This window comes from Pseudogemmobacter sp. W21_MBD1_M6, from assembly GCF_052119585.1.
Taxonomy (GTDB): domain Bacteria; phylum Pseudomonadota; class Alphaproteobacteria; order Rhodobacterales; family Rhodobacteraceae; genus JBGQOJ01.
Genome location: NZ_JBGQOJ010000001.1, coordinates 576632 through 602948 on the forward strand (window position 1 = coordinate 576632; position 26317 = coordinate 602948).

Consider the following 26317-nt stretch of genomic DNA (forward strand, 5'->3'; position numbering starts at 1 on the left):
GTAACGGAGGGTTCCATGACATCCCATATTACAGGCTTCACAGAAAGCCGAATCAAGACCAACGGCATCACGCTTTCCGTTCATCAGGCCGGACAGGGGGTGCCGTTGATCCTGTTGCACGGCTACCCCCAGAACCACATGTGCTGGTCCCGCGTCGCACCCGAATTGGCCCGGCATTTTCACGTCATCATTCCCGATCTGCGCGGCTATGGCGAAAGTGATGCGCCAGCAGATGATGCCGATCACACCACCTATTCCAAGCGCACAATGGCGCTGGATATCATCGGACTGATGGATGCGCTGGGGCTGAACACCGCCGCAGTTCTGGGCCATGATCGCGGCGCGCGCGTCGCCTATCGTCTGACGCTGGATCACCCGGAACGCATCTTGAAACTCGGGATTATCGAGATTGTCCCGACAGGCGACTTCTGGGCGGCATGGGATGCCAATCTTGCAATGAAAGCCTACCACTGGACCTTTCTTGCGCAACCCGCCCCCCTGCCAGAGCGGATGATCGGCGCTGATCCAGTCGGCTATATCGACTGGACATTAGCGGCCTGGACCCTGGGGAAATCACTGGCCGCATTTCCTGCCGCGTCTTTGGAAAGCTACCGCAAACAAGCGCTGGACCCGGCACGCATTCACGCGATGTGCGCGGACTACCGGGCGGGGGCCACCTTCGACCGCACCGCAGACGAGGCGGATCGCAGCGCGGGGCGCAAGATCACGGCACCGCTCAGGTTCCTCTGGGCGAAAAGCGGGTTCCCCGCGCAAACCGGCCATCCGGCGGACCTATGGGCGAATTGGGCCACCGATGTCAGCGATTCCAGTTGCGAAAGCGGTCACTTCGCGATGGAGGAAAATCCGCAGGCGGTTCTGGACTGCTTTGTGCCGTTTTTCCGGTACGAGGCCTAGCCCGTCGCCTGTAGAATGATCTGGGACGACTGAAGCCCCAGACCATTGGCAATCAAGGCCATTGGCAACCCGTCCACAAACACTTGTGCGTCAGTGTCGCCAAACGGTTCCACCGTGACATTCGGGGCGCCACCCTGCGACGGATCATACAGAACAACAATTGCATCCTCGTCGGCGTTGAAATCGGCAATCGTGGCTTCATCATCGCTCGTGCCCGCCTGCATTTCAAACCGGTCCAGCCCCAGCCCGCCGGTTACAGTATCGCCCGCCCCGACGGTCAGACGGTCATCGCCAGAGCCACCGTCCAGGCGGTCTGCACCTGCCCCGCCATCCAGAACGTCATTTTCGGTGCCGCCGTCCAATGCGTCATCGCCCTCGCCGCCGAACAGGGTATCTTGCCCCGCGTTGCCGAAAAGGTGGTCCGCGCCGGCGTTGCCGGATAACAGGTCGTCCCCGTTGGAGCCGTCGATGATATCGTCGCCCTCGCCACCCTCGACCACGTCGTCGCCGTCCCCCGCCCAAAGCTGATCGTCGCCCAAGCCGCCATACAAGGCATCGTCGCCCGCAGCGCCATAGGCCTCGTCGTTGCCATCGCCGCCGTAAAGCGTATCGTCATCGTAGCCGCCAAACATCAGATCATCGTCTTCATCGCCGAACAGCGAATCATCGCCATATCCACCGCGCAGCGCGTCGTCACCCGCACCACCCGAAACCGTATCGTTTCCAGCACCGCCACCAAGGATATCGTCGCCGAGGAACCCGGAAATACTCTCGTCGGCGTCCGTGCCGGTCAGCGTGTCTGCCTCCTGCGTGCCTGAAATCAAATCAAGAAACCCTTGGGACTCGGGCCCTGACGCCGATGCATCGTCCTCGACCGGATCGTCGGGCACCGGATCATCGGTTTGATCCTGACCTCCGCCGTCCATAAACATGCCCGCAAAAAGCGCGCCCAAAATCCCTAATAATCCCAACATCTTTACCCACCTCAATCGTGTTCCACCCCTGGAACAAGCCACTCACCCATCTTAGTGCATGCGACCTAAAGATTAATAATTCGTTAACATAACACAGAATTATTCAGCCGTTTCCGGTGTTTCCCGCAGATCCGCTTGGTCTTTCCCCCTCCAGACGCTAGGTTTCTTTTGGATAAGAAAAGAAAGCCATAAGATTGAACCGCAAGCCGAAAACTCCTGCGCCCGACACTGAACCGATGTCCGACATCGAGGCCCTGCGTCGGGAAATCGCGCGGCTGAACGATAATCGCTATCTCAGAATCCAAAGTTCCGTTCCACGGATGATGGGGCACACATTTCTGCGTGGATTGGCGATGGGGCTTGGGACTGTTGTGGGGGCCACTATTCTGGTGTCGATTCTGGCGTTTGTTCTGGCACAGATCAACTTCATCCCGATCATCGGCGATTGGGCCGCGCAGATCGCGGAGCAGATCCAGGTTCGAGACTGACCCCGGTCATCGTCGCGGGGGCCTTTGGAAAACGATCTTTCCTTTTGCCCGAATTTCCCCTATACGCGCGCATCGGCCCGGATTCCGGGAAGATACCTCCACGGGCCTTGCTGGACGACATCCCGGCCTGCGCCATCCACATTTTGACACCGAAGGAGACCCCGATGTCGATTACAGTCGAAGAAAAAGCACGCGTTCTGAAAGAGTTTGCAACGAAAGAAGGCGACACTGGTTCGCCCGAAGTTCAGGTTGCAATCCTGTCCTCGCGTATTTCCACGCTGACCGAGCACTTCAAGGCCCACAAAAAGGATAACCATTCCCGTCGTGGTCTTTTGATGATGGTCGCACAGCGCCGCAAACTTCTGGATTACCTCAAGGCTCGCAACGAGCAGCGCTACATTGATCTGATCAAGCGCCTCGGCCTGCGCCGCTAACGACGACAAAGCCGCGCCCCTTCGGGCGCGGCTTTCATTTCGGGGTCCCGCAAGAGACCTCGCCGCAGCTTCTCCCGCCGGGCTTCACGGGACAGGCAGATGCACGATCGAGGCCACGGGCATACGGCCCGTACGCAAACGGCCTAGGGAAGGGTCCCGACAGCCAACATAGGAAACGTAATGTTTAACGTAACGAAAAAATCGATGGAATGGGGCAACGAGACCCTGACTCTGGAAACCGGCAAGATTGCCCGTCAGGCAGACGGTTGCGTCATTGCCACGCTGGGCGAGACCAGCGTCATGGCTGCGGTCACTTTTGCAAAAGAGCAAAAGCCCGGGCAGGACTTCTTCCCGCTGACCGTCCACTATAATGAAAAATACTATGCCGCCGGTAAAGTTCCGGGCGGTTTCTTCAAGCGCGAGGCGCGCCCGACGGAAAAAGAGACGCTGACAAGCCGTCTGATCGACCGCCCGCTGCGCCCGCTGTTCGTCTCCGGCTTCAAGAACGAAGTTCTGGTGATCTGTACTGTTCTGTCGCACGATCTGGTCAACGACCCTGACGTCGTCGCCATGATCGCGGCATCGGCTGCTCTGACTATTTCCGGCGCGCCTTTCATGGGTCCGATTGCCGGTGCCCGCGTTGGTTTCGCAAATGGCGAATACACGCTGAACCCAGAGATCGACGACATGCACGATCTGCGCAACAAGCCAGAACAGCGTCTCGAGTTGGTCATCGCCGGCACCAAAGACGCCGTCATGATGGTTGAATCCGAAGCCTACGAGTTGTCCGAAGCAGAGATGCTGGGCGCTGTGAAATTCGGCCATGACGCGCTGAAGCCTGTCATCGACCTGATCATTGATCTGGCCGAAGATTGCGCCAAAGAGCCGTTCAACTTTGCCCCTGCCGACTACAGCGATCTTTACGCTGCGGTCAAAGCCGCCGGCGAGCCCGCAATGCGCGCCGCCTTCGCGATCCGCGACAAGCAAGAACGCACAACGGCAATCTCTGCCGCACGCGACACCGTCAAAGCAGCCCTGACCGCCGACCAACTGGCCGACGCGAACCTTGGGTCTGCGTTCAAAAAGCTGGAATCCTCGATCCTGCGCGGCGACGTTGTGAAAACCGGCATCCGGATCGACGGTCGTGATACAAAAACCGTTCGCGCCATCGAATCCGAAGTCGGCCTTTTGCCCCGCACGCATGGCTCTGCCCTGTTCACCCGCGGTGAAACACAGGGCCTGATCGTCACCACGCTGGGCACCGGCGACGACGAACAGATGATCGACGCGCTGCACGGCACCTACAAGTCGAACTTCCTGTTGCACTATAACTTCCCTCCCTACTCGGTTGGCGAGGTTGGTCGTTTCGGCCCTCCGGGTCGTCGCGAAATCGGTCACGGTAAACTTGCATGGCGCGCCCTTCAGGCCGTTCTGCCTGCTGCGACAGACTTCCCCTACACCATCCGTCTGGTGTCCGAGATCACCGAATCCAACGGGTCGTCGTCGATGGCCTCCGTTTGCGGTGGCTCTTTGTCGATGATGGACGCCGGTGTTCCGCTGAAGGCACCTGTTGCCGGTGTGGCCATGGGCCTGATCCTAGAGGATGACGGCCAATACGCCATCCTGACCGACATCCTCGGCGACGAGGATCACCTTGGCGACATGGACTTCAAGGTAGCCGGCACCGAGAACGGCATCACCTCGTTGCAGATGGACATCAAGATCGCAGGCATCACGCCAGAAATCATGGAAGCCGCTCTTGCTCAGGCAAAAGACGGTCGCATCCATATTCTTGGCGAAATGTCGAAGGCGTTGACTGCGGGTCGGAACGAGTTCTCCGCCCACGCCCCACGCATCGAGACCATGCAGATCCCGACCGACAAGATCCGTGAAGTCATCGGGTCCGGCGGCAAGGTCATCCGCGAAATCGTCGAAGTGTCGGGCGCAAAAGTCGACATCAACGACGACGGCATTATCAAGATTGCATCGGCAAACGCCGACTCTATCAAGAAAGCCTATGAGATGATCTGGTCCATCGTTGCGGAACCCGAAGAAGGCGGCGTCTACACAGGCACCGTCGTGAAGATCGTCGACTTTGGCGCCTTCGTGAACTTCTTCGGCAAGCGCGACGGGCTGGTGCACGTTTCCCAGATCGAAAACCGCCGCCTGAACCATCCGTCCGACGTCCTCAAAGAGGGCCAGGAAGTAAAGGTCAAGCTGTTGGGCTTCGACGATCGCGGCAAGGTTCGCCTGTCGATGAAATGCGTTGACCAGACCACTGGCGAAGAGATCAAGGAAGAAGCCGCCGAGGCGTAAGCCAAAGCATCTTTGACCGGAAAACCAAAAAGGCCCCGATGGAAACATCGGGGCCTTTCTTTATTCCAACAGGCCTGAAAATCAGGACTTCAGTTTTGCCTTGCGCAGATAGGGCAGAACCGCGTCGAACGTGCCGAACTGTTCCTTCGCCTGCTCGTCATTCAAGGACAGCGCGATGATAACGTCCTGCCCGACGGTCCAGTCTGCGGGTGTTGCAATCGGAACACCTGCCGTCGCCTGCAGCGCATCCAGCGCGCGCAGGATTTCGGCAAAATTACGCCCGACAGACATCGGGTAGGTCATCGACAGCTTCAGCTTCTTGTCCGGCCCGATAATAAACACCGACCGCACGGCGGCCGTATCATTCGCGGTGCGGCCATCAGGCAGATAGGCCTCAGCGGGCAGCATATCAAAGGCCTTCGCAACGCTCAGATCTTCGTCGGCGATGATCGGAAAGGTCACCTTTGCACCGGCATAGGTTTCGATATCACTTTTCCACTGCAGGTGCTCGGGCACGGCATCCACAGATACGCCGATCACTTTTGTTCCGCGCTTTGCCCACTCGTCGGCCAACCGCGCAACAGCACCGAATTCCGTGGTACAAACCGGCGTAAAGTCCTTCGGATGGGAAAACAGGATTGCCCAGCTATCGCCGATCCAGTCATGAAAGCCGATCTTGCCTTCGCTTGTGTCAGCAGTAAAATCCGGAACGGTATCATTGATCCGCAATGCCATGTCTTTCGTCCTTTGATGAATGTCGCAACCGGGCACGCAATCCCAGCCTGTCGTTCCTATATAGGTAGAAGAAACGGCGATTTGCACCCCCTTGCAGAGGCTAAATACCAGTGACAGGATGTCGCGAATTCCACCGGAGGAAAGCATGATTGAAAATCGCAATTTCTACATCGACGGCAAATGGGTAGCCCCATCCAAAAGCAACGATTACGAAGTGATCAACCCTTCAAACGAAGAAGTATGCGCCATCATTTCGCTTGGGTCACAGGCCGATACGGACGCGGCTGTCGCGGCTGCAAAACGCGCCTTTAACGACTGGGCTGATGTGCCCAAGGCGGAAAAGCTCGCGCTTCTGGAAAAGCTGCTGACCATCTACAATCGCCGCGCCGAGGAAATGGCACAAGCCATGAGCCTTGAAATGGGGGCGCCCATTGATCTGTCCCGCGTCCAGCAAACGGGCGCAGGAAGCTGGCACCTCGAAGGCTTCATCAACGCCTTCAAGGACTTCGAATTCGAACGCCCGCTGGGCGCCCATGCCCCGAACGAGATCATCCGGATGGAGCCCATCGGCGTTGCCGCGCTGATCACCCCTTGGAACTGGCCGATGAACCAGATCGTGCTAAAGGCCGTCCCCGCATTCGCCACTGGCTGCACCATGGTTCTGAAACCGTCCGAAATTGCGCCGCTGTCCGGTTTGCTCTTTGCGGAATTCATCGACGAGGCAGGCTTTGCCGCAGGCGTGTTCAATCTGGTAAACGGTGACGGCACCGGCGTCGGCTCGCAACTGTCCGCACATCCCGACGTCGACATGGTTTCATTCACCGGATCGTCCCGCGCGGGCATCGCCATCTCCAAGGCCGCCGCAGACACGCTAAAGCGCGTCAGCCTGGAACTTGGCGGCAAAGGCGCCAATATCATCTTTGCGGACGCCGGGGAAAAGGCCGTCAAACGCGGTGCACAGCGCTGCTTCCGGAACACCGGACAGTCCTGCAACGCACCGACCCGCATGTTGGTCGAGCGATCAATCTACGACAAAGCGGTCGAGATCGCGGCAGAGGCCGCCAATGCCACCCGTGTCGGCCCCGCATCCCAAGAGGGCGACCACATCGGCCCCGTTGTCAGCCAGTTACAATACGACAAGATCCAGGGGCTGATAGAGGTCGGCATCAACGAAGGTGCCCGACTTGTTGCTGGCGGTCTTGGCCGTCCAGAGGGGCTAAACCGCGGATACTACGTCCGCCCGACCGTGTTTGCCGATGTTCGCAACGACATGGCAATTGCCCAGCAGGAAATCTTCGGCCCCGTCCTGTCAATCATCCCCTTCGACTCCGAGGCCGACGCCATCGCCATAACCAACGACACCCCTTACGGCCTGACCAACTACATCCAGACCAACGACGACGCCAGACGCGCGCGCATGGCCCGCAGCCTAAGATCCGGCATGGTCGAAACAAACGGTGTCGGTTTTGCGCAGGGCTCACCCTTCGGGGGGTACAAACAATCCGGCAATGGCCGCGAGGGCGGCGTATTCGGCCTGCACGAGTTCCTGGAAATAAAGGCGATGTCCGGTTTGGCCCCCGAATAAAGTCTGGCCATTCTTCTCGGCCAAAATACTCTCGCGCGAAGCGCAAAAAAACCGAGCCCCCTTTTGCAAAAAAGGGGGCGAGACAAAAGCGTGGCGCGGAACGCGCCTCCTTCGGATCAGTCTTCTAAAACGGGCAGGGCGATTTGAAGGTATGCGACACGCCGCCGTCGGGATGCCGCAATCGCAGACTTTCCGCATGCAGCATCAACCGCGGTGCGTCCCGCGCCTCGCCGCTGGAATAGAACGGGTCACCCAAAATCGGGTGGCCTATCTCTTTCATATGAACCCGCAACTGATGGCTGCGACCGGTCTTTGGAAACAGCCGGACGCGTGTCGCGTTCTCCTCGTATTTCATCACGGTCCAATCGGTCACCGCCGGTTTTCCCGTCTCGAAATTCACATGCTGCAAGGGCCGGTTCGGCCAGTCTACGATCAGCGGCAGATCGACAGTCCCTGACCGCTCTGCCATCCGGCCAAAGACCCGCGCGATGTAGGTCTTTTTCATTTGCCGATGCTCGAACTGTAGGCCCAGATGGCGCTGCGCATGGGGTGTCATCGCAAAGACCATGACCCCGCTGGTGTCCCTGTCCAGCCGGTGCACCAGCAACGCGTCGGCGAAAACGGCCTGGACCCGCGCGATCAGGCAATCGGCCAGATGCTCTCCCTTACCCGGAACCGACAAAAGGCCCGCCGGCTTGTCCACCAGCAACAACTGATGATCGTGGTGAAGGATGTTCAGCGGCACGTCGGGCGGGGAATATACATTGTCCATCCCGCCGCCATAAGGCGCCGCGCCCTTTGCATCAAGCCTTTGCGCGCGCTCCTGTCGGATCATACATCGGCTTCAGCGATATATCGGCGTCATAGCGCGTGCCTGCTACATCAATCTGGTAGGTCGAGCCAAGGACATCCGCCGCCGTCTCGCCCTTGCAGGGCACATACCCCATGCCGATGGCACCCCCCAGATGGTGACCATAAGCACCGGACGAGACGAAGCCCACGATCACACCGTCGCGCAGGATCGGCTCATTATGATACAACAGCGGCACAGGATCACGCAGCTTGAATTGCGCCATCCGGGTGTTCAGGCCTTCGTCCTTTTTGCGCAGGACGGCATCACGCCCGATGAATTCCGGCTTGCCGGTCTTGACCGCAAAACCAAGGCCCGCCTCCAGCACATGATCCTCGCTGGTGATGTCATGGCCAAAATGCCGAAAGCCCTTTTCGATGCGGGCGCTGTCCATCATGTGCATCCCGCACAGCCTGGCGCCCATCGCCTGTCCCGCCTCGTGCAGCACCTCGAACGCATGGCCCGCCATATCGGCGGAAACGTAAATCTCCCAGCCCAGCTCTCCGACATAGGTTACACGGTGCACGCGCGCCAACCCCATACCCAATTCGATCTCTTGCGCCGTGCCAAAGGGGTTCGCGTCATTTCCGAAATCATCCGGTGACACGGCCTGCATCAGCTTGCGCGCATTCGGCCCCATCACCGCCAGAACGCCCTCGGCCGCCGTCACGTCGGTAATCACGACGTTGAAATCGCCCCTGTGGCGCTGCATCCAGACCTGATCGGCCAGCCGCGTGGCTGCAGGCGTGACCACCAGATAGGCGGTCTCGGTCAGGCGGGTCACGGTCACATCCGCCTCTATCCCGCCGTGCCGGTTCAGGAACTGGGTGTAGACAATCTTGCCCAGAGGCACCGAAAAATTACCGCCCCCGACATAGTTCAGGAACGCCTCTGCATCGTGACCCTCGACGCGCAGTTTCCCAAAGGACGACATATCGTAAATGCCGATGTTGGTGCGAACCGCCGCGTGCTCGGCGGCGACGTTGCCGAAGAAATTCTGCCGCTTCCAGCTATAGCGATACTCCCGCTCCTGCCCCTCGCTGGCGAACCAGTTCGCGCGCTCCCATCCGGCCAGCTCTCCCATGACGGCACCCTGCGCCAACAGGTGCGCATGAAAGGGTGTGCGCCTGATCCCGCGGGCCGTGGCCTTTTGCCGGTAGGGATAGTGATCGGCGTAAAGCAGGCCCAGCGTTTCCCTGGACCGCTCGAACAGATAGGTCTTGTTGCCCTGAAACGGCTGGTTCCGCGCGATATCGACATCGCCCAGATCAAAGGGTTTCTCGCCGGCATCCATCCATTGCGCCAAGGCCATGCCCGCCCCACCCGCAGACTGGATCCCGATAGAGTTGAACCCCGCTGCAACCCAGAAATTGTCCACCTCGGGCGATTGCCCCAGATGATAGGCATCATCGGGCGTAAAGCTTTCAGGGCCATTGAAGAAGGTTTGAATGCCCGCCTCTGCCAACACCGGAAGCCGGTTCACTGCCTTCTCCAATATCGGCTCGAAGTGGTCGAAATCCTCTGGCAACTGGTCGAAACAGAAGTCGGACGAGATGCCCTTCATCCCCCAGGGCTTTGCAACAGGCTCGAACGCGCCCAGCAGGTATTTCCCGGCGTCCTCTTTGTAATAGGCGCATTCGTCCGGCACCCGCAGAACAGGCATCCGGGTCAGGCCGGGGATTGGCTCTGTCACGATATAGAAATGCTCGCAGGCGTGCAGCGGCACGTTGACCCCCGCCATGCGCCCCACCTCAAGGCCCCACATGCCGGCGCAGTTGATGACATGATCGGCGGTCATGTGCCCTGTCTCTTCGCCTTGCGCCCAGTCGACGCCCGTCACCCGTTTGCCGTCGCGCCTGATCGCGGTGACGCGCACGCCTTCCACCACTTTTGCGCCATGCATCCGCGCACCTTTGGCCAGCGCCAGCGCGATATTGCCCGGATCGCCCTGCCCGTCCTTGGCCAGATAGACACCCGCCTTGACGTCCGCGATGTTCAGATGCTCGTAACGCGCCTTGACCTCGGCCGGACTGATTTCCTCGATCTCGACACCAAAGGCCCGCGCCATTGCCGCACTGCGAAAGATTTCTTCTTTCCGCTCGTCTGTCAGCGCGACGGTAATCGACCCCACGCGGCGAAAGCCGGTCGCTATGCCCGTCTCGTCTTCAAGACTGCCGTAAAGCTCCTGCGAATACTTCGCCAGCTTCGTCATATTCGCCGTTGCCCGCAATTGCGCAATCAGTCCTGCGGCGTGCCATGTGGTGCCAGAGGTCAGCTGTTTACGCTCCAGCAAAACAACATCTGTCCAGCCAAGTTTTGTCAGATGGTAGGCAACAGAGCACCCGATTATGCCGCCCCCGATGATGACGGCACGCGCATGCGAAGGAAGGGTCATAGCGGCAATTCCCGGTTGAAAATGCAGTGGCCTGCCGCCACCACGGCGCGGATCGGCGTTGCGATATATCTCATGCTCTGATCCTTGCGTTCTCTGGATCCCACAGCGGCGTATCGGGCTGCACCGTTGCCTTCACCCGCTCGCCAAAAATTTCAACCTCGACCTGCGTGCCCGCAACGGCCAGATCCGCCCTGACCATACCAAGCGCGATGGACGCGCCAACGCGGTAGCCCCATGCGCCGCTTGTCGTCTCGCCCACGATTTTGCCGCCCTGCCAGATCGTCGACATATAAGGTGCGTCGCAATCGCCCGCGTCGACCCGCAGGGTCACAAAGCGTTTGGTCACGCCCTGCTGTTTTTCGGCCAGCAGCGCCGCTTTTCCGGGAAAGCCCTGCGGCTTGTCGAATTTCACAAACCGCTCCAGCCCGCCCTGAAGCATCGTGTAGTCGGTCGACAGATCACCTTTCCACGCGCGGTATCCCTTTTCGATCCGCAGCGCGTTCAGCGCATACATCCCAAAAGGCTTTGCCCCCGCAGCCAGCACCGCATCATAGATCGCAGGCATATCCGCGTTGGGCGCATGGATTTCCCATCCAAGTTCTCCCGCAAAGGACACCCGAAGCAATTCAACGGCCTTTCCGGCAACGGTTGCCGATTGGTGCGACAGCCACGGCAACGTCAAATCCGCCTGTGCAATGCCCGAAAGCAACGCCCGCGATTCCGGTCCCGTCACAATCAGCGTTGACCGCCCTGATGACCGGTCAGTCAATGTCAGACCGGCAGGCAGGGCGCGGTGCAGCAGCTCGAAATCATGCCATTGCGCGACCGAGGCGGTGATCAGCGTAAAGCGGTCCTCGGCATGGCGGATGATCGACATCTCGGTCAGGATACGCCCGCGACTGTCCGGGAAATACCCAAGGTTCAGGCGGCCGATTTTGGGCAAGGCCCCGGCGATGCGGCCCCGCAGCCACTCGGCGGCACCCTCCCCCGACAGGGTGAAACGCGAAAATCCCGGCAGGTCCAGAACGCCGACACTGTCGCGCACCGCCTCGCATTCCTCGCGGATACGGGCCTGCCACGGGCCAGTGCGGCCCCATGTCAGTGTCGCCTCTTCCGAGGTGTCGTCGCCGTCTTTGGCGAACCAGTTCGCGCGTTCCCAGCCGTTATAGGCCCCCATCTGGCCGCCAAGGCCGACAACCTTGTCATGCACCGGCGACAGCCTGCGGTTCCGGCCTGCGGGCCATTCGTGGTGCGGGAAATGCATCGCGTATTCGTGGCCATAGGTCTCGACCGCCTTGGCCAAGGTATAGTCATGGTCGGCATGGCCGGTGTAACGGCGCGGATCGCAGGACCACATATCCCATTCCGTTTCGCCGTGCATCACCCATTCCGACAGCACCTTGCCCGCACCGCCGCCCTGCGTGATGCCAAAGGTGAACACACACGCCTCATAGGCGTTCCTGACCCCCGGCATCGGGCCGAGCAACGGCAAACCGTCGGGGGCATAGGGGATCGGACCGTTGATGACCCGCCCGACGCCCGCCGTCCCAAGGATAGGCACACGCGCTATGGCATCCTCGATATACCACTCCAACCGCTCCAGATCGTCGGGGTAAAGCTGAAAGCTGAAATCCTCGGGCATGGGATCATCGGGGGTCACCCAATGCGCCTTGCAGTTCCGCTCGTAGGGGCCAAGGTTCAGACCGTTCTTGTCCTGTCGCAGGTAATAGGAACTGTCCACATCGCGCAAAAGCGGCACCTTGCGGCCGTTCTCGGCGGTCCACTTGGCAAGTTCCGGAATTTCTTCGGTCAGGAAATACTGATGGCTCATCACCACCATCGGCACGGTTCGCCCGCCATAGGGCTTGAACCATTCGCCGACGCGCTGCGCATAATAGCCCGCCGCGTTGACCACCTTTTCACAGCGGATATCACCTTTGTCGGTGTGCACGATCCACTCGTCACCCTCGCGGGACACGCCGGTTGCCGGAGTGAAGCGCAGAATTCTGGCACCCATCTGGCGCGCGCCCTTGGCCAGCGCCTGCGTCAGCTGGGCGGGGTCGATATCCCCGTCGTCGGGGTCATAAAGAGCGCCTGCCAGATCATGCGTCTCGATAAAGGGATACCGGTCCTTGATATCCGACACGGCCATCATCTCGATATCCAGTCCCTGATAACGGCCCATGGATTTGACCCGCTCGAACTCTTGCATCCTCTCCTTGGAATGGCCCAGACGGATTGATCCCGTAACGTGATAGTTCATCGGATAGTCGACCTCGGCTGCAAGCCCGCGATACAGGTCCAGCGAATAGCGCTGCATGTTCATCACCGCCCACGAGGCGCTGAAACTGGGACAGTTCCCCGCTGCATGCCATGTGGACCCCGCAGTCAGCTCGTTCTTTTCCAGCAGGACGCAATCGGTCCAACCCGCCTTGGCCAGATGATAAAGCGCCGAAACGCCAACCACCCCGCCACCAATGATGACAACCCGTGCTGTCGTCGGAAAATCAGACATTCCCATCCCCCTCAATCAATCAAAAGGCGCAGCGCAAGCCCGCCGAAAAGCAGTGCCGTCAGTTTGTTCAACAGCAACCCCGCGGCAATGAAGGCCCCCAGAACCGCAGGATCAAAGGCCATAGGAGCACCCATCATTGGCCAACCTTCGGCACATCATCGCCCTTCATCCGTCCGGGCGGGCGTGGTCCGTTTCGCATCACGCCCCCCGAAACCCGGACGCGCCCAGGGCCGCCCCGTAAAGGATGAAACACACCGCCATGACCCGCCTGAACCAAACGTTCAGAACCGCCCCCAACGCCAACCGGCCAAGCCCCGCACCTAGCATTGTAAAGCCGGTATAGCTTAGCGCGGTGATGGTCAGGGCGGTCGGCATGATGACAACCATCTGGTCCCAGATCGGCACATCGGGCTGAACAAACTGCGTAAATGCGGCCAGATACCCCGCCACACTTTTGGCATTGATCACGGCAATCAGAAACGCGCGCCCGAATATCCCGTGGCCTGTCACATGGCGCGGCTGAACGGCCTTTCCGGCGTTCAGCAACCCGCGCAGACCAAGGAACACCAGAAACACCGCCCCCACAACCTTGGCCCAGAAAAAGATCGTCGGCGATGCGGTAATCAGTGCGGTGACACCCAGCGCCGACAAGATCAGGAACAGCGTTGCCTGACACAGGATCGCCAGAACGCCCCACATGGCCCGCCTGATACCAAAGGTCATTCCATTGCCGATGCAATTCACGGCATTGGGTCCGGGTGTGGTCACGAAGACCACCCAGAACACCGCAAAGACTGTCCAGGCATGAAAACTCATCGGGCCCTCAATACACCGGCGGGGCGATCACCCAGATCGCGACGGCGGGTTGCTCATAGGGGTTGGACCAGCGGAACGGCTCTCCGCGAATGCGAAAGCTGTCACCGGGGCGGATGGTAAAGCTGCGGCCGTCGATCCATAGATCCAGCGTGCCGGACACCAGATAGCCGACCTCCTGCGTCTGACGCATCACCGGTTCGGACAGTGCCGCGCCGGGGCGAAAGGTGGAATGCACCATCTCGAAGTCATCGGTCAGATCGGGCGAAAGCAGTTCCTCGACCAACCCCTGCTCTGCCCCGCCGATGGGCCGCCGCGCCCCGTGCCGCACGACAAAGCCCTGCTCCTCGACCGGGGCGAATGCCTGACCGAACAGGATCGACATGGGAACACCCAACGCGGCAGACATGGCGCGCAGGTCACTGATCGACGGTTCTGACATATCCCGTTCGACCTGCGACAACCACCCGACAGACCGGCCCAGCGTTCCGGCCAGCCCGGCAAGGGTTTGCCCCCTGGCCTTGCGTAGGGCCCGCAGATCGGCCCCAAGGCTTTTGGTTTGCTGCGGGTCAGCGTGAACCACTGGATCGCCTTCGTGAAAATGACGTTACAATTTTCACACTGGCATGGCGCCGTGAAATTTCAAAGCAAAATTTCACGGACCTTTTACCGAGCGAAACGCCGTATCAGGCGAACACGGTTTTCAGAATTCCGGTCAACGCATCCGCGTCGGTCCGGTCAAAGGCATCCGGTTGATTGCTGTCGATGTCAAAGACGCCCAGCAACTGCCCCGCGCCATTCCAGACCGGCAAAACCAGTTCCGACCGCGTGGAGGAGGCACAGGCGATATGGCCCGGAAACGCGTCGACATCGGGCACCAACTGCACCTCTCCGGTCTTTGCCGCCGCCCCGCACACGCCGCGCGAAAACGGAATCACAAGGCAGCCGTGGCCACCCTGATACGGCCCGATCTTCAACGTCTCGTTGCCGACATGACGGTAGAACCCGGTCCAGTCGAACCGATCATCCGCATGGTGCACCTCGCAGGCGACTGTCGCCATCAACGACACGACATCCGTCTCGCCCTCTGTCAAGGACGCAACAGTTGCAGCCAGTTCCCTGTAATCGACGCGCATCAAACCCTCTCTATCGCAATTGCCGTGCCTTCACCGCCACCGATACAGATTGCGGCAACGCCACGCTTTAACCCCCGCGCCTCCAGCGCGTGCAAAAGCGTCACGATAATCCGCGCGCCGGACGCCCCGATCGGGTGACCCAAGGCGCAGGCCCCACCGTTTACATTCACGATGTCGCGGCGTACACCCATCTCGTGCATGAACGCCATCGGAACTACGGCAAAGGCTTCGTTCACCTCCCACAGGTCCACATCGCCAACGGTCCAGCCGATCCGCTCCAGCAGCTTTCGCGCGGCGGGCACGGGGGCCGTCGTGAACAAGGCCGGGGCCTGCGCATGGCTGGCATGCCCGACAATGCGCGCCCGCATGGGCAGCCCCAGCGCCTTTGCCCGATCCCCCGAGGCAATCACCAGCGCCGCAGCACCATCCGAAATCGAGGACGAATTCGCCGCCGTCACAGTGCCATCCTTGCGGAACGCTGGCTTCAAATGAGGAATCTTCTCGGGCATCGCCTTTGACGGCTGTTCGTCCATCCTGATCACAACATCCCCCTTGCGCGTCGTCAGGGTCACCGGCGCGATTTCGGCATCGAACCCGCCATTGGCCTGCGCTGCCAGCGCATTCTCAAGCGATTGCAACGCATAGGCATCCTGCGCCTCGCGGGTAAAGCCGAACGTTTCGGCACACTCTTCGGCAAAGGTTCCCATCAGGCGCCCCTTGTCATAGGCATCTTCCAGCCCGTCCAGGAACATGCTGTCAATCACCTGCGCATGGCCGATCCGTGCGCCCGCCCGCATTTTCGGCAAAAGATAGGGCGCGTTTGTCATGCTCTCCATCCCGCCGGCGACCATTAGGCCCGTATGCCCCAGCGCCACCTGATCATAGGCGGTCATCACGGCCTTCATGCCGGACCCACACATCTTGTTCAGCGTCGTCGCGGGAACGTCCTCGCCCAATCCGGCGGCAAATCCGGCCTGCCGCGCGGGGGCCTGCCCCAGTCCGGCGGGCAGGACACAGCCCATCAGCAGTTCCTCGACCGATGTTGCATCCGCCCCCGCATGGGCCAAAGCAGCGCGGATTGCGGTCCCCCCCAGAAGGGGCGATCCGGTTTCGGAAAATACCCCTTGAAAGCCCCCCATCGGGGTCCGCGCGGCACCGGCGATCACGACGTTTTCCATCACGGGGTTCCTTTCAGGGGAATTCGGGGAAGCACACGAACAAACATACAGAATGGTAACCTTTGGCGTCTAGGCATGATCCCGTTGATGTGATCGGAGAAGGTAAATGGATCTACAGACAGAGATTCGGGGTGACGCCCTTTTTGTAACGGTAACCGAAAAACGGATTGATGCCGCCGTGGCGATCCAGTTCAAGGACAAAATGCGCGACGTTGCGGAAAACGGGCCCGTGCGGGTGGTGCTGGACCTTTGCAATGTGGATTTCATCGACAGCAGCGGATTGGGCGCAATTGTCGGCACGATGAAGCTGTTGGGCAAAGATCGCCGCTTTGAACTTGCCGGTCTGACGCCCAACGTCGACAAGGTATTCCACCTGACGCGGATGGATACCGTCTTTACCATTCACAGGTCTCCGCAATCCGCCGTCGCAGAAATTTCGAATGCCTCCTGATGCACTGCGCCGCACCCCATACCCTGCGGACCCGACAGACCGGCAACAGATGCGCCTTAGGTCTGTAAATCTGGTCCTTCTGGCCAATGCCACTGCGGTTCGCAACGCGCTGGTGACGGTTTTGTCCGGCTTACGTCATTCGATGTCCGGTTCCGGCATATCCGGCACGGTCGAACTTGTTCTGGCCGAGGTGATGAACAACATTGTCGAACACGCCTACGCAGGTCAGACCAACGGCATCATCCAGCTTTCCATACGCGAAGGGCGCATGTGTCTTTTCGTCGAGGTCAAGGACAGAGGTCTGCCCCTGCCGAACAATGCCCTGCCGACGCCCCGTTTGCCCGACTTGATTGGCAATCAGGCCTCTCTGCCAGAGGGTGGTTTCGGGTGGGCGCTGATCAACAGCATGACCGAAAACCTGTCTTATACGCGTCAGGACGGGCAAAACCTTCTGTCTTTCTCGATCCCGAGACACAGGCAGCAGACCAAAGAAAACGCTTGCGCCTCAAAGATGCCCGATTAAGTCCGCACCGAAGACAGAATGCTCCGCGACAAAGATGATGTAGCTGCATATAGCTTCCCTTGGCGTCGCGTGTAACGGCCCCCACCCAGTGCGCGACGCCGAGGTTCAGTTCTTTATGACGATTGCCGATTGGAAATCGCTGCGTAACGCCCTACGCTTTGGCAAAATCGTCAATGAAGAGGCACATATGCGCGATCTACAACTCCCCGGCCGCTCTCCTGTTTTTGCTACAAACGGAATGTGCGCAACGTCGCACCCTTTGGCCAGCAAGGTCGCCATTCAAATTCTGGAATCAGGCGGAAACGCCGTTGATGCCACCCTTGCCGCTGCGGTACTTTTGGGGATCTGTGAACCGCAAATGACCGGAATTGGCGGCGACTGCTTTGTCCTTGTCAAACCGGCGGGCAGCGACGACATCGTTGCGCTAAACGGGTCCGGGCGTGCGCCTGTTGCCACCTCTGCCGCAGCGATGCGTGAAAGGGGATTGACCGGCATTCCGGTTCACGGGCCGGAAGCTGTGACAATTCCGGGGGCCGTTGATGCGTTTTGCCGACTGTCAGCCGATTGGGGCAAGATCGGAATGGCCGCAACGCTTGCGCCCGCGATCCATTATGCAGAGGCCGGCGTTCCTGTTGCGCCGCGCACCGCGTTTGACTGGGCCCTGTCAACCGGTTTCCTTCAGGGCAAGGCGCGCGATTACTATCTGATGGACGGCAAAGCGCCCGTCATCGGTCAGGTGTTCCGCGCACCGCAACAGGCAGAGGTCTTGCGCCAGATCGCATCCCAAGGCCGCGCCGGTTTCTACGAAGGCGAGGTTGCCGAAGATATGGTCGCCGCCCTGAATGCGGTCGGCGGGGCCCACACGCTGGACGACTTTGCCATGACGGCCTGCGACTATACCACCCCCGTCAGCGGCACCTACAAAGAGATCGAGCTGGTCGAGCATCCGCCGAACGGACAGGGTGCCACCGCCATCCTGATGAACAACATCCTCTCTCACTTCGACATTGCAGCGATGGAACCTTTCGGGGCGCAGCGCGCGCATATCGAGGCCGAAACCGCAAAGCTCGCATATGACGCCCGCAACCGTTTTATCGCAGATGCAGACCACGTCACCCGGCTGGCGCATATGCTGGCACCCGAAACCGCAGCGAACCTGGCCGCGCTGATTGACCCGAAACATGCGATGGGCGACGGACACAAACTGTCGGAAACGGTTCACAAGGAAACCATCTATATCACCGTCGTTGACAAGGATCGCATGGCGGTGTCGCTGATCTATTCGATTTTCAACAGCTTTGGTTCCGGCATTGCCTCTGACAAGTTCGGCGTTCTGTTCCAGAACCGTGGGGCGGGTTTCAACCTGACCGAGGGCCACGCAAACGAGGCGGCGGGCGGCAAACGCCCGATGCACACCATCATTCCCGGTATTCTGAAAAAGGCGGACCGCGTGATTATGCCGTTCGGCGTCATGGGCGGGGCCTATCAGCCGAACGGCCATGCACGGTTCATTTCCAATATGGTCGATTTCGGGATGTCCCCGCAGTCTGCCGTGGACGGCCCGCGCAGCTTTTCTGACGCGGGCACGATGAAGGTAGAGCGCGGATATTCAGACGCCGTGCGCGCCGAACTGGCGGCGATGGGGCACAATGTGATCATTCCGGACGGCCCGATCGGCGGCGCACAGGCCATTCTTATCGACGACAGCGGCGTATTGCAGGGGGCGTCAGACCCCCGCAAAGACGGCTGCGCATTGGGGTATTGAACCATGACCATCACACCCGTAAAGACGCTGGTCGCGCAGGCGAAAGGCCAGATCGAGACCCTGTCGTTCGAACAGGCGCTGGCTGCGGCCAAGGCCGGCGAAATCTTGCTGGTCGACATCCGTGATGTGCGCGAACTGGAACGCGAGGGGCGAATCCCCGGTGCATTTCACGCCCCACGCGGCATGCTGGAATTCTGGATAGATCCCGAAAGCCCCTACCATAAACCCAGCTTGGCGACCGACAAAAAGCTGGTGCTGTTTTGCGCCAGCGCATGGCGATCGGCGCTGTCGGTCAAGGGGCTTCAGGATGTCGGCATGACGAATATCGCCGAGCTTGACGGCGGCTTTTCGAACTGGAAGGCCAGCGGGGGACCGGTTGACCCCTAGTTCATCTGAAAATGAAGCGGGTAGCGTCCGTCTTCAAAATCTCCGAATAAATCAGCAAGATCAGGGTGATCGACCGGCTCTCCGGTGTAATCCGGCAAAAGGTTTTGCTCTGACACATAGGCCACATAGTAGCTTTGCTCGTTCTCTGCCAACAGGTGGTAGAACGGCTGATCCTTTGCCGGGCGGCTTTCCTCTGGGATGGCATCATACCAATCTTCGGTATTTGAGAACATCGCGTCCACGTCAAAAACAACCCCGCGAAAGGGGTGCTTTCGGTGGCGGACAACCTGTCCCAGATGGTATTTCGCACGTGTCTTCAACATTGTATCGAGGCCCCCAATGTGCCGTTAGTAAACGCTCCAAAAGGGCTTTGTCCATCAACCACTCCAAAATTGCAGGAAACAGTCTGTGAACCTTATACTGACAGTGCTTGAAATTGTTGCTCCTGTGTTCCTTTTGGCCGGTATCGGTTTCGGCTGGGTCAAGTTCGGGTTTGAATACCGTGTCCAGTTCGTGACCCAGATGGCGATGACCCTTTCGGTTCCCTGCCTGATCTTCACAGCACTGATGAAAACCAAGATCGACCCGCAATCGCTGAGCACCGTGATCATCGCGACGGTCGCAGCCTATGCCATCGTCACCGCCGCCAGCCTGCTTGTCGTCAAAATGGGAAAGTTCGACTCTGGCACCTATCTTGCGCCGATCATTTTCGGCAACACCGGCAACCTTGGCCTGCCCTTGGCGTTGTTCGCCTTTGGCGATGTCGGGTTCGGCTATGCCGTGGTGATTTTCGCGGTCATGGCCATCTATTCCTTCACAATCGGGATCTGGATGGTGTCGGGCGGCGGGTCGATGACAAAGGTTCTGAAAGAACCATTGGTGGCTGCGACTTTGCTGGGCGGCTTGTTCCTGTGGCAAGGCTGGCAGACGCCGCCCTTTCTGACCAACACGCTGGAACTTGTGGGGCAGATGGCCATTCCCCTGATGCTGATCACTCTTGGTGTCGCGGTGGCGCGCCTGAAACCGGGGCGCATCCTGCGGGCGGTCTGGTTGTCGTCCGCCAAGGTTGCGATCTGCGTTGCGGCCGCCTGGACCGTTGGCCGCTGGTTCGGCCTGCCCGACATCGCCTTCGCGGTTCTGGTGCTTCAGGTTTCGACACCGGTTGCGGTGACATCCTATCTGCTGGCGGAAAAATACGGCGCCGACGCGGATGCGGTCGCGGGTCTGGTGGTTGTGTCGACCCTGATGTCGGTTGTTGTCATACCGGTCATTCTTGCGTTTCTTGTGGTGTCATAACCCATTTGTCATTTTACCCAATTCAATTTTCAGCTATGGTTGCCTCAATAAAAAAGCGAGGGGCATATGAGCAGACTTCTTCGCGCAACAGCTTTGATGGTTCTACTCGCCGGTTGCGGCGGGGGTGATTTTTCTGCGCCGCGTAATCTTGATAACGCATGCAGCATCGTAAGCCAGCGCCCGGCCTACCTAAGGGCCATGAAAAAGACCGAACGCCGTTGGGGGGTGCCTGTGCACGTCCAGATGGCGACGATCTATCAGGAAAGCAAATTCATCGGAAACGCCCGAACCCCGCATCAATATGCGCTGGGGATCATCCCGATGGGCCGTCAATCCTCCGCCTACGGATACGCGCAGGCGTTGGACGCGACATGGGATGAATATCGCCGTGAAACGGGGCGTCGTAGTGCCAAGCGCGACAAGATCGACGACGCCGCCGACTTTATGGGCTGGTATATGGACAAGACGGAAAAGCGGAACGGCATCTCAAAAACCGATGCGCGCAATCAGTATCTGGCCTATCACGAAGGCCACACTGGGTTCGCGCGCGGATCATACAACGCCAAATCCTGGCTGTTGCGCGTCGCCAACCAAACCGGTGACCGCTCGTTCATTTATGCCCAGCAGCTGCGAAGCTGCCGCAAGGCCTGATCACCGCATCCGCTTGTTGGTTTCGGCGGTAATACTGAACAGGGAGGCGCGCAGATCGCCGCCCTTTTTCAGGTCGCCCAGAATGACCGTGGTCTGAGAGCCGGAATCGTCGGTGATGACCCATTGGCGCAATTCAACCGGATTGCCCGTGAACACCATTTTGATCGTTCCGTATTCCGGATGCTCTGGGTCCTGCGCCGTCACGGCGGTTGTGGTGGCATCAGATGAATGCCCCACAACCATTTTCGCCCGCCCCAGATCCACGTTGCGGGCAAGGATCAGGTTCAAAGGCGTCCGCGCCAGTGGATATTGTTCTGGCGGCGCATCGCTTTTGCTGTCGAAAATCGCAACCTGACCACCGCCGGCCATCACCAGATTCGCATCCGGTGGATTATATTCGAACCGGGCGCGGCCCGGACGCTTGATGTAGAACGTTCCGGTCGAAATCGACCCGTCCCCGTTGATCTGCGTGAATTCCGACTGTGCCGTCGTCAAACCGTTCAGATAGTTCGACAGCTGTGCCAGCGGAATTTTATCCGCCAAAGCCGGAAGCGAAAGGGCAGCCCAAAGAACGGGCACAAGGAGCATGCGCATATGTTTCATACCCCCTAGATAGTCAGAGACACCGCGCATTGCACCGCCCAAATTCTCACAAAGCAGAGAGTTGCCAGAGCGCTATTGCTCTGGCACCAGAATTTCGCGCTTTCCAACATGGTTTGCGGGGGAAACCAGACCCGCCTCTTCCATTTGCTCGACCAGACGCGCGGCCTTGTTATAGCCGATCGCCAGTTTCCGCTGGATATAAGACGTCGAGCACTTGCGGTCCTTGATGACAATCGCAACTGCGGTATCGTAAAGCGCGTCTTCCAGATCGTTGCCGCTGCTGCCAAGGCCAAGCACCAGATCAATGCTGCTTTCGGAATCCTCGTCCGGCCCTTCGACAACGCCACCGATGTAGGATGGCGGGCCGAACCCCTTCAGGTGGTTCACAATTTCTTCGACCTCTTCATCCGACACAAAGGGCCCATGCACGCGGGTGATCTTGGCGCCACCCGCCATATACAGCATGTCGCCCATGCCCAGCAGTTGCTCTGCGCCCTGCTCGCCCAGAATTGTGCGGCTGTCGATCTTGCTGGTCACCTGGAACGAAATCCGGGTGGGAAAGTTCGCCTTGATCGTGCCGGTGATCACATCAACCGAAGGGCGTTGTGTGGCCATGATCAGGTGAATACCCGACGCCCGCGCCATCTGCGCCAGACGCTGGATGCAGGCCTCTATCTCTTTGCCGGCAACCATCATCAGGTCGGCCATCTCGTCCACGATCACCACGATATAGGGGATCGTTTCCGGCGCGAACTGTTCCGTCTCGAAGATCGGCTCGCCGGTATCCTCGTCGAAACCGGTTTGAACCGTGCGGCTGAACAGCTCGCCCTTGGCAATCGCATCCCGCACGCGGCCATTGTAGCCTTCGATGTTGCGCACGCCCATCTTGGACATCTTGCGATAGCGGTCTTCCATCTCTCCCACAGTCCATTTCAGCGCGACAACGGCCTTTTTCGGGTCGGTCACCACGGGGGACAGAAGATGCGGGATGCCGTCATAAACCGACAGTTCCAGCATCTTGGGGTCGATCATGATCATCCGGCATTCGTCCGGCGTCAGTTTGTATAGCAGCGACAGGATCATCGTGTTGATCGCCACGGATTTACCCGAACCGGTCGTTCCCGCAATCAGAAGATGCGGCATTTTCGCAAGGTTCGCGATGATGGGATCGCCGCCGATATCCTTGCCCAGGGCCAGCGGAAGCCGCATGTTGCTGTCACCAAAGTCGCGTGCAGACAGGATTTCGCGCAGCACGACCTTTTCGCGGTGAACGTTCGGCAGTTCGATGCCGATCACCGACCGGCCCGGCACAGTCGACACACGCGCAGACAGCGCAGACATCGACCGCGCGATGTCATCGGCAAGACCGATAACGCGCGAGGCCTTCAAACCGGGGGCCGGTTCAAGTTCGTACATCGTGACCACAGGGCCGGGGCGAACCGATACGATCTCGCCCTTGACGCCATAATCATCCAGCACGTTTTCCAGCATCCGCGCATTCTCTTCCAGCGCTTCATCCGACAAATGGTGCCGTTGGATTTCCACCGGGCTGGACAACAGGCTTAGCGGGGGCAGTTCATAATCCGATCCGCTTTCGTCAAACCGCAAAATGGGCTGCGCCTCTGCCCGCGCCTGCCGCGAAGGCGGGGGGGCCTTGCGCTGAATATGCTGCACGACTTTCTTCGGTTCCGTCACCGGGTGCTCGTAAACCATCGGTGTTTCGACCAGTTCGGGATCGGGCAGATAGGCGCTAAGATCAGCGTCGTCATCGTAATCCAGCGACACAAGATCATCCGCATAGTCTTGCGAAAACTCTGGCGGGGACGGCATCATCGGCGGCTCTGCGAAGGGGGCCATCGGCACACGCGGCGCGACCGGGTTCAGCACCAAAGGGTGCGGGCGTTGGGCGCGTGCCACAGGTGGCTCTTGCCGCCCCAGTTTCAATTCCGGTGCGGGACGCATGGTATGCGCCGCAGGCATCTGCCGCACACGGTTCTTGATCACGCTGGAAATCTTGGCCTTGATCCGGTCCTCGCCAGCGGGCGCATCGCCATACTCATAGGCGAAAGGTTCGATCATCTCCGGCTCGGGTTCCTGGGTCCGCTTCATCAAAGAGGGAATGCGCGACAGCAGGCTGGTCTTTTCAGGGGCCTGTTGCACGGGATGTTCATAGTTGGGTTCGGCCCGCAGCGGGGCTTTGGTCGCACGCAAAGGCGCAGGCGCGCCCCAATCCTGTTCGGCACGCTGAACCATCGCGCGCGCATCACGCGGTCGCACGGCCTCCTCGGCTGCGGCATAGGCTGCCGCTTCGGCCCGGTCCTGCGCCTTTTGGTCCCGCCGGATCGCATTGCGCTCCTGCAAGGTGCGCGCGGCAACCGCCGCCGCCCCAGCCCCTTTGCCAAGCAGGGTCATCATCATGGCATAGCTTGTCACAAGACCGATCAGCAGAAACCGCGCAATCGACTGCAATTCGCGTGCGGTAAAGCCCAGAACAAACGCCGCCATCCCCAGCATTCCGGCCCCGACAAAAAGCGACATGACCTTAAGGCCAAAGGTCGCGTTCACGGGCGCCACGCCCAGAACCGCCCCAAGGAAGGTGTCGCCGAACAGGCCGCCCAGACCAAAACTGTGGGTCCATTCGATGCCGGGCACATGGGTCGAGGCATAGACTGACGCCAGCGCAATGCCGATGGGCGCGAAAATCAGGCGGTTGATGGCGCGATCTTCGCCCTTGTGCAGCGCGAAACGTGCGCCCCACGTCAACAAAACAGCGGCAAGGCCCCAGGACCCCATCCCCACAATCACAAACAGAGGCGACGCGATAGACGCCCCGATCCGGCCCAGAAAATTCTGCGCAGGCTGGTCCGTCGCGGCAAGCCAGCCGGGATCTTCGGGCACATAAGACATCAGCATCAGTGAACACAGCAGGCCCGCAACAATAAGGCCGACGCCAAGCAGTTCTTTGCCACGGCGTTCAAGTGCGGCCTGGGTGTTGCTGTCCAAAAGCGGATCGCGCTGCCTGATCTGATAGGATGCCATGCTTTTTCCCTCGATTATTCGTACAAGCAGTCACGAAGCTGGATCAGCCCGCGCCGCATGTCGTTGATTGGGGCCACCATCGCCACACGAATGTAGCCTTGGCCCGGATTAGTGCCGTTTACGTCGCGGCTAAGATAGGCACCGGGCAAAACCCGAACGCCTGTTTGCTGCCAAAGTTTCAGCGCCGCCGCCTCGCCGTTCGCGACGGGCAACCACAAGAAGAACCCCGCCTCGGGGCCTTTGTAGCCTTGCATGCCGCCGAAAACCTCGTCGGCGACCTTGAATTTTTCAATGTATTGCGCGCGGTTCTCGATCACATGGGTCTCGTCGCCCCATGCCCGCTCTGCCACTTTTTGCAGCGGCAGCGGCAGGGGCGCGCCAGCGTAGTTGCGCAATTGCTTGATCTCGGCGATCGACCGCGGGCCACCCGCAACAAACCCGGACCGTAAACCGGGCAGGTTCGACCGCTTGGACAACGAGTGGAATATAACCACCCGCTCTGGATCGGCCCCCACCTCCTGCGCCACTTGCAGGGCACCGACCGGGGCATCGTGCCGATAGATTTCGGAATAACACTCGTCCGCGAAAATCTGGAAATCATGCTTCTCCGCCAGCGCGATCAGATCGACCCAATAGGCGCGGCTTGCCACCGCACCCTGCGGGTTCGACGGCGAACAGATATAGGCAATCGCCGTGCGGTTCAAAACCTCGGGGGGCAGTCCCGCGTAATCGGGCAAATATCCGGTTTCGCGCGTCGCGGGCACAAAGACAGTCTCGGCCCCCACAGCCTGCGCCGCCACCGCGTAAACCTGATAAAACGGGTTCGGCGTCAGAACCACCGCTGTCTTGCCATTCTTTACCTCGGGGCACAGCGCGATACAGGCGTTGAACAGCCCCTCGCGCGTTCCGTTCAGCGCCATCACCTGAGTGGCGGGATCGACGACAGCACCAAAGCGCCGCTTGATCCATGCCGCAGCAGCAGAGCGCAATTCAGGCGTGCCATCGTTTGGCGGGTATTTTCCGAAACCTGCGGTGTTTTCGGCAATCACCGGACCGACCCAATCGGGAAACGCGTGCTGCGGCTCGCCGATGGTCATGGCACGCACCTCGCCACCCGGCGCATGCGCGTCAAGCAGCGTCCGCAAACGCGGAAAAGCGTATTCAGGCAGGTTCGAAAACCGCTCGGGAAACGTCATTGGTGCCTCAAAGCTCGGAGTCATTATCGCCCCGTTTCTTTCAAACTACCGAACGTTTCCCCGTAGGTCCAG

Annotated in this window: 25 protein-coding genes; 11 read left to right on the top strand and 14 right to left on the bottom strand. The window is 59.7% G+C overall.

The genetic code is table 11. The features are described 5' to 3' along the window. Nucleotides 1-15: 15 nt before the first annotated feature. A complete protein-coding gene (locus ACEN2R_RS02785; protein WP_442038963.1) occupies nucleotides 16-915 on the top strand; it encodes an alpha/beta fold hydrolase in 900 nt (299 codons plus the stop codon). Here the strand turns inward: ACEN2R_RS02785 and ACEN2R_RS02790 are convergent. After that, entirely contained in the window at nucleotides 912-1889 is a 978-nt protein-coding gene (locus tag ACEN2R_RS02790) for a calcium-binding protein (protein ID WP_442038965.1), read from the bottom strand. The genes ACEN2R_RS02785 and ACEN2R_RS02790 overlap by 4 nt on opposite strands. A gap of 194 nt (nucleotides 1890-2083) precedes the next feature. Here ACEN2R_RS02790 and ACEN2R_RS02795 point away from each other — a divergent pair, with 194 nt between their 5' ends. The 3 genes from ACEN2R_RS02795 (at nucleotide 2084) to pnp (ending at nucleotide 5127) form a co-directional block, all read left to right on the top strand. Then, a complete protein-coding gene (locus ACEN2R_RS02795; RefSeq protein WP_442038967.1) occupies nucleotides 2084-2377 on the top strand; it encodes a DUF5665 domain-containing protein in 294 nt (97 codons plus the stop codon). A gap of 164 nt (nucleotides 2378-2541) precedes the next feature. Then, nucleotides 2542-2811, top strand: coding sequence for a 30S ribosomal protein S15 (gene rpsO, locus ACEN2R_RS02800; protein WP_442038969.1), 270 nt, complete (start codon nucleotides 2542-2544; stop codon nucleotides 2809-2811). A 180-nt stretch (nucleotides 2812-2991) separates the two neighbouring features. Further along, on the top strand, nucleotides 2992-5127 hold the full coding sequence (gene pnp, locus ACEN2R_RS02805) for a polyribonucleotide nucleotidyltransferase (RefSeq protein ID WP_442038971.1): 2136 nt from the start codon (nucleotides 2992-2994) through the stop codon (nucleotides 5125-5127). An 81-nt stretch (nucleotides 5128-5208) separates the two neighbouring features. Here pnp and ACEN2R_RS02810 read toward each other — a convergent pair whose 3' ends face one another. After that, nucleotides 5209-5862 (bottom strand): peroxiredoxin, encoded by a 654-nt coding sequence (locus tag ACEN2R_RS02810; protein WP_442038973.1) that lies wholly within the window; start codon nucleotides 5860-5862, stop codon nucleotides 5209-5211. Nucleotides 5863-6007: 145 nt separating this feature from the next. Here ACEN2R_RS02810 and ACEN2R_RS02815 point away from each other — a divergent pair, with 145 nt between their 5' ends. Beyond that, a complete protein-coding gene (locus ACEN2R_RS02815; RefSeq protein WP_442038975.1) occupies nucleotides 6008-7447 on the top strand; it encodes an aldehyde dehydrogenase family protein in 1440 nt (479 codons plus the stop codon). 124 nt (nucleotides 7448-7571) lie between these two features. On the opposite strand, the gene ACEN2R_RS02820 is transcribed toward ACEN2R_RS02815, so the two are convergent. The 8 genes from ACEN2R_RS02820 to ACEN2R_RS02855 all read right to left on the bottom strand — a co-directional run bounded on the left by ACEN2R_RS02820 (nucleotide 7572) and on the right by ACEN2R_RS02855 (nucleotide 16334). After that, a complete protein-coding gene (locus ACEN2R_RS02820; protein WP_442039481.1) occupies nucleotides 7572-8219 on the bottom strand; it encodes an RluA family pseudouridine synthase in 648 nt (215 codons plus the stop codon). A gap of 31 nt (nucleotides 8220-8250) precedes the next feature. Further along, nucleotides 8251-10692, bottom strand: coding sequence for a GcvT family protein (locus ACEN2R_RS02825; RefSeq protein WP_442038977.1), 2442 nt, complete (start codon nucleotides 10690-10692; stop codon nucleotides 8251-8253). 70 nt (nucleotides 10693-10762) lie between these two features. Next, nucleotides 10763-13207 (bottom strand): GcvT family protein, encoded by a 2445-nt coding sequence (locus tag ACEN2R_RS02830; protein WP_442038979.1) that lies wholly within the window; start codon nucleotides 13205-13207, stop codon nucleotides 10763-10765. Nucleotides 13208-13218: 11 nt separating this feature from the next. Next, nucleotides 13219-13344, bottom strand: coding sequence for a hypothetical protein (locus ACEN2R_RS02835; protein WP_442038981.1), 126 nt, complete (start codon nucleotides 13342-13344; stop codon nucleotides 13219-13221). A 61-nt stretch (nucleotides 13345-13405) separates the two neighbouring features. Further along, entirely contained in the window at nucleotides 13406-14023 is a 618-nt protein-coding gene (locus tag ACEN2R_RS02840; protein ID WP_442038983.1) for a LysE family translocator, read from the bottom strand. A 7-nt stretch (nucleotides 14024-14030) separates the two neighbouring features. Further along, nucleotides 14031-14603 carry a helix-turn-helix domain-containing protein gene (locus ACEN2R_RS02845; protein WP_442038985.1) on the bottom strand — a complete coding sequence of 191 codons (573 nt, stop codon included), beginning with the start codon at nucleotides 14601-14603 and terminating at the stop codon, nucleotides 14031-14033. Between the two features lie 103 nt (nucleotides 14604-14706). Then, nucleotides 14707-15156, bottom strand: coding sequence for a GAF domain-containing protein (locus ACEN2R_RS02850; RefSeq protein ID WP_442038987.1), 450 nt, complete (start codon nucleotides 15154-15156; stop codon nucleotides 14707-14709). After that, the gene (locus ACEN2R_RS02855; RefSeq protein WP_442038989.1) at nucleotides 15156-16334 is read right to left on the bottom strand and encodes a thiolase family protein; all 1179 of its coding nucleotides are present in this window, start codon (nucleotides 16332-16334) and stop codon (nucleotides 15156-15158) included. Before ACEN2R_RS02855 ends, ACEN2R_RS02850 begins: the two co-directional genes overlap by 1 nt. A gap of 106 nt (nucleotides 16335-16440) precedes the next feature. Between ACEN2R_RS02855 and ACEN2R_RS02860 the strand changes: the two genes are divergently transcribed. The 4 genes from ACEN2R_RS02860 to ACEN2R_RS02875 all read left to right on the top strand — a co-directional run bounded on the left by ACEN2R_RS02860 (nucleotide 16441) and on the right by ACEN2R_RS02875 (nucleotide 19460). Then, the gene (locus ACEN2R_RS02860) at nucleotides 16441-16785 is read left to right on the top strand and encodes an STAS domain-containing protein (RefSeq protein WP_442038991.1); all 345 of its coding nucleotides are present in this window, start codon (nucleotides 16441-16443) and stop codon (nucleotides 16783-16785) included. Beyond that, on the top strand, nucleotides 16775-17308 hold the full coding sequence (locus ACEN2R_RS02865; protein WP_442038993.1) for an ATP-binding protein: 534 nt from the start codon (nucleotides 16775-16777) through the stop codon (nucleotides 17306-17308). The genes ACEN2R_RS02860 and ACEN2R_RS02865 overlap by 11 nt, the downstream gene beginning before the upstream one ends. A gap of 187 nt (nucleotides 17309-17495) precedes the next feature. Next, a complete protein-coding gene (locus ACEN2R_RS02870) occupies nucleotides 17496-19073 on the top strand; it encodes a gamma-glutamyltransferase family protein (protein WP_442039483.1) in 1578 nt (525 codons plus the stop codon). 3 nt (nucleotides 19074-19076) lie between these two features. Continuing rightward, nucleotides 19077-19460, top strand: coding sequence for a rhodanese-like domain-containing protein (locus tag ACEN2R_RS02875; protein WP_442038995.1), 384 nt, complete (start codon nucleotides 19077-19079; stop codon nucleotides 19458-19460). Here the strand turns inward: ACEN2R_RS02875 and hspQ are convergent. Beyond that, nucleotides 19457-19783, bottom strand: coding sequence for a heat shock protein HspQ (gene hspQ, locus ACEN2R_RS02880; RefSeq protein ID WP_442038997.1), 327 nt, complete (start codon nucleotides 19781-19783; stop codon nucleotides 19457-19459). The genes ACEN2R_RS02875 and hspQ overlap by 4 nt on opposite strands. A gap of 85 nt (nucleotides 19784-19868) precedes the next feature. Between hspQ and ACEN2R_RS02885 the strand changes: the two genes are divergently transcribed. Further along, a complete protein-coding gene (locus ACEN2R_RS02885; protein ID WP_442038999.1) occupies nucleotides 19869-20756 on the top strand; it encodes an AEC family transporter in 888 nt (295 codons plus the stop codon). Nucleotides 20757-20822: 66 nt separating this feature from the next. Then, on the top strand, nucleotides 20823-21407 hold the full coding sequence (locus ACEN2R_RS02890; RefSeq protein WP_442039001.1) for a transglycosylase SLT domain-containing protein: 585 nt from the start codon (nucleotides 20823-20825) through the stop codon (nucleotides 21405-21407). Here the strand turns inward: ACEN2R_RS02890 and ACEN2R_RS02895 are convergent, their stop codons facing one another. The 3 genes from ACEN2R_RS02895 to ACEN2R_RS02905 form a co-directional block, all read right to left on the bottom strand. After that, complete coding sequence (locus tag ACEN2R_RS02895; RefSeq protein WP_442039003.1) at nucleotides 21408-22010, bottom strand: LolA family protein; 603 nt, start codon at nucleotides 22008-22010, stop codon at nucleotides 21408-21410. Nucleotides 22011-22082: 72 nt separating this feature from the next. After that, nucleotides 22083-25049 (bottom strand): DNA translocase FtsK, encoded by a 2967-nt coding sequence (locus tag ACEN2R_RS02900; protein WP_442039005.1) that lies wholly within the window; start codon nucleotides 25047-25049, stop codon nucleotides 22083-22085. A gap of 14 nt (nucleotides 25050-25063) precedes the next feature. After that, complete coding sequence (locus ACEN2R_RS02905) at nucleotides 25064-26245, bottom strand: aminotransferase class I/II-fold pyridoxal phosphate-dependent enzyme (RefSeq protein WP_442039485.1); 1182 nt, start codon at nucleotides 26243-26245, stop codon at nucleotides 25064-25066. Nucleotides 26246-26317 lie beyond the last annotated feature (72 nt).

Excerpts from the sequence above, each read along its gene's own strand:
- ACEN2R_RS02785 (WP_442038963.1), top strand. The coding sequence starts at position 16 with ATGACATCCCATATTACAGGCTTCACAGAAAGCCGAATCAAGACCAAC.
- ACEN2R_RS02790 (WP_442038965.1), bottom strand. The coding sequence starts at position 1,889 with ATGTTGGGATTATTAGGGATTTTGGGCGCGCTTTTTGCGGGCATGTTT.
- rpsO (WP_442038969.1), top strand. The coding sequence starts at position 2,542 with ATGTCGATTACAGTCGAAGAAAAAGCACGCGTTCTGAAAGAGTTTGCA.
- pnp (WP_442038971.1), top strand. The coding sequence starts at position 2,992 with ATGTTTAACGTAACGAAAAAATCGATGGAATGGGGCAACGAGACCCTG.
- ACEN2R_RS02810 (WP_442038973.1), bottom strand. The coding sequence starts at position 5,862 with ATGGCATTGCGGATCAATGATACCGTTCCGGATTTTACTGCTGACACA.
- ACEN2R_RS02815 (WP_442038975.1), top strand. The coding sequence starts at position 6,008 with ATGATTGAAAATCGCAATTTCTACATCGACGGCAAATGGGTAGCCCCA.
- ACEN2R_RS02820 (WP_442039481.1), bottom strand. The coding sequence starts at position 8,219 with ATGGACAATGTATATTCCCCGCCCGACGTGCCGCTGAACATCCTTCAC.
- ACEN2R_RS02825 (WP_442038977.1), bottom strand. The coding sequence starts at position 10,692 with ATGACCCTTCCTTCGCATGCGCGTGCCGTCATCATCGGGGGCGGCATA.
- ACEN2R_RS02830 (WP_442038979.1), bottom strand. The coding sequence starts at position 13,207 with ATGTCTGATTTTCCGACGACAGCACGGGTTGTCATCATTGGTGGCGGG.
- ACEN2R_RS02835 (WP_442038981.1), bottom strand. The coding sequence starts at position 13,344 with ATGATGGGTGCTCCTATGGCCTTTGATCCTGCGGTTCTGGGGGCCTTC.
- ACEN2R_RS02840 (WP_442038983.1), bottom strand. The coding sequence starts at position 14,023 with ATGAGTTTTCATGCCTGGACAGTCTTTGCGGTGTTCTGGGTGGTCTTC.
- ACEN2R_RS02850 (WP_442038987.1), bottom strand. The coding sequence starts at position 15,156 with ATGCGCGTCGATTACAGGGAACTGGCTGCAACTGTTGCGTCCTTGACA.
- ACEN2R_RS02855 (WP_442038989.1), bottom strand. The coding sequence starts at position 16,334 with ATGGAAAACGTCGTGATCGCCGGTGCCGCGCGGACCCCGATGGGGGGC.
- ACEN2R_RS02860 (WP_442038991.1), top strand. The coding sequence starts at position 16,441 with ATGGATCTACAGACAGAGATTCGGGGTGACGCCCTTTTTGTAACGGTA.
- ACEN2R_RS02865 (WP_442038993.1), top strand. The coding sequence starts at position 16,775 with ATGCCTCCTGATGCACTGCGCCGCACCCCATACCCTGCGGACCCGACA.
- ACEN2R_RS02870 (WP_442039483.1), top strand. The coding sequence starts at position 17,496 with ATGCGCGATCTACAACTCCCCGGCCGCTCTCCTGTTTTTGCTACAAAC.
- ACEN2R_RS02875 (WP_442038995.1), top strand. The coding sequence starts at position 19,077 with ATGACCATCACACCCGTAAAGACGCTGGTCGCGCAGGCGAAAGGCCAG.
- hspQ (WP_442038997.1), bottom strand. The coding sequence starts at position 19,783 with ATGTTGAAGACACGTGCGAAATACCATCTGGGACAGGTTGTCCGCCAC.
- ACEN2R_RS02890 (WP_442039001.1), top strand. The coding sequence starts at position 20,823 with ATGAGCAGACTTCTTCGCGCAACAGCTTTGATGGTTCTACTCGCCGGT.
- ACEN2R_RS02895 (WP_442039003.1), bottom strand. The coding sequence starts at position 22,010 with ATGAAACATATGCGCATGCTCCTTGTGCCCGTTCTTTGGGCTGCCCTT.
- ACEN2R_RS02900 (WP_442039005.1), bottom strand. The coding sequence starts at position 25,049 with ATGGCATCCTATCAGATCAGGCAGCGCGATCCGCTTTTGGACAGCAAC.
- ACEN2R_RS02905 (WP_442039485.1), bottom strand. The coding sequence starts at position 26,245 with ATGACGTTTCCCGAGCGGTTTTCGAACCTGCCTGAATACGCTTTTCCG.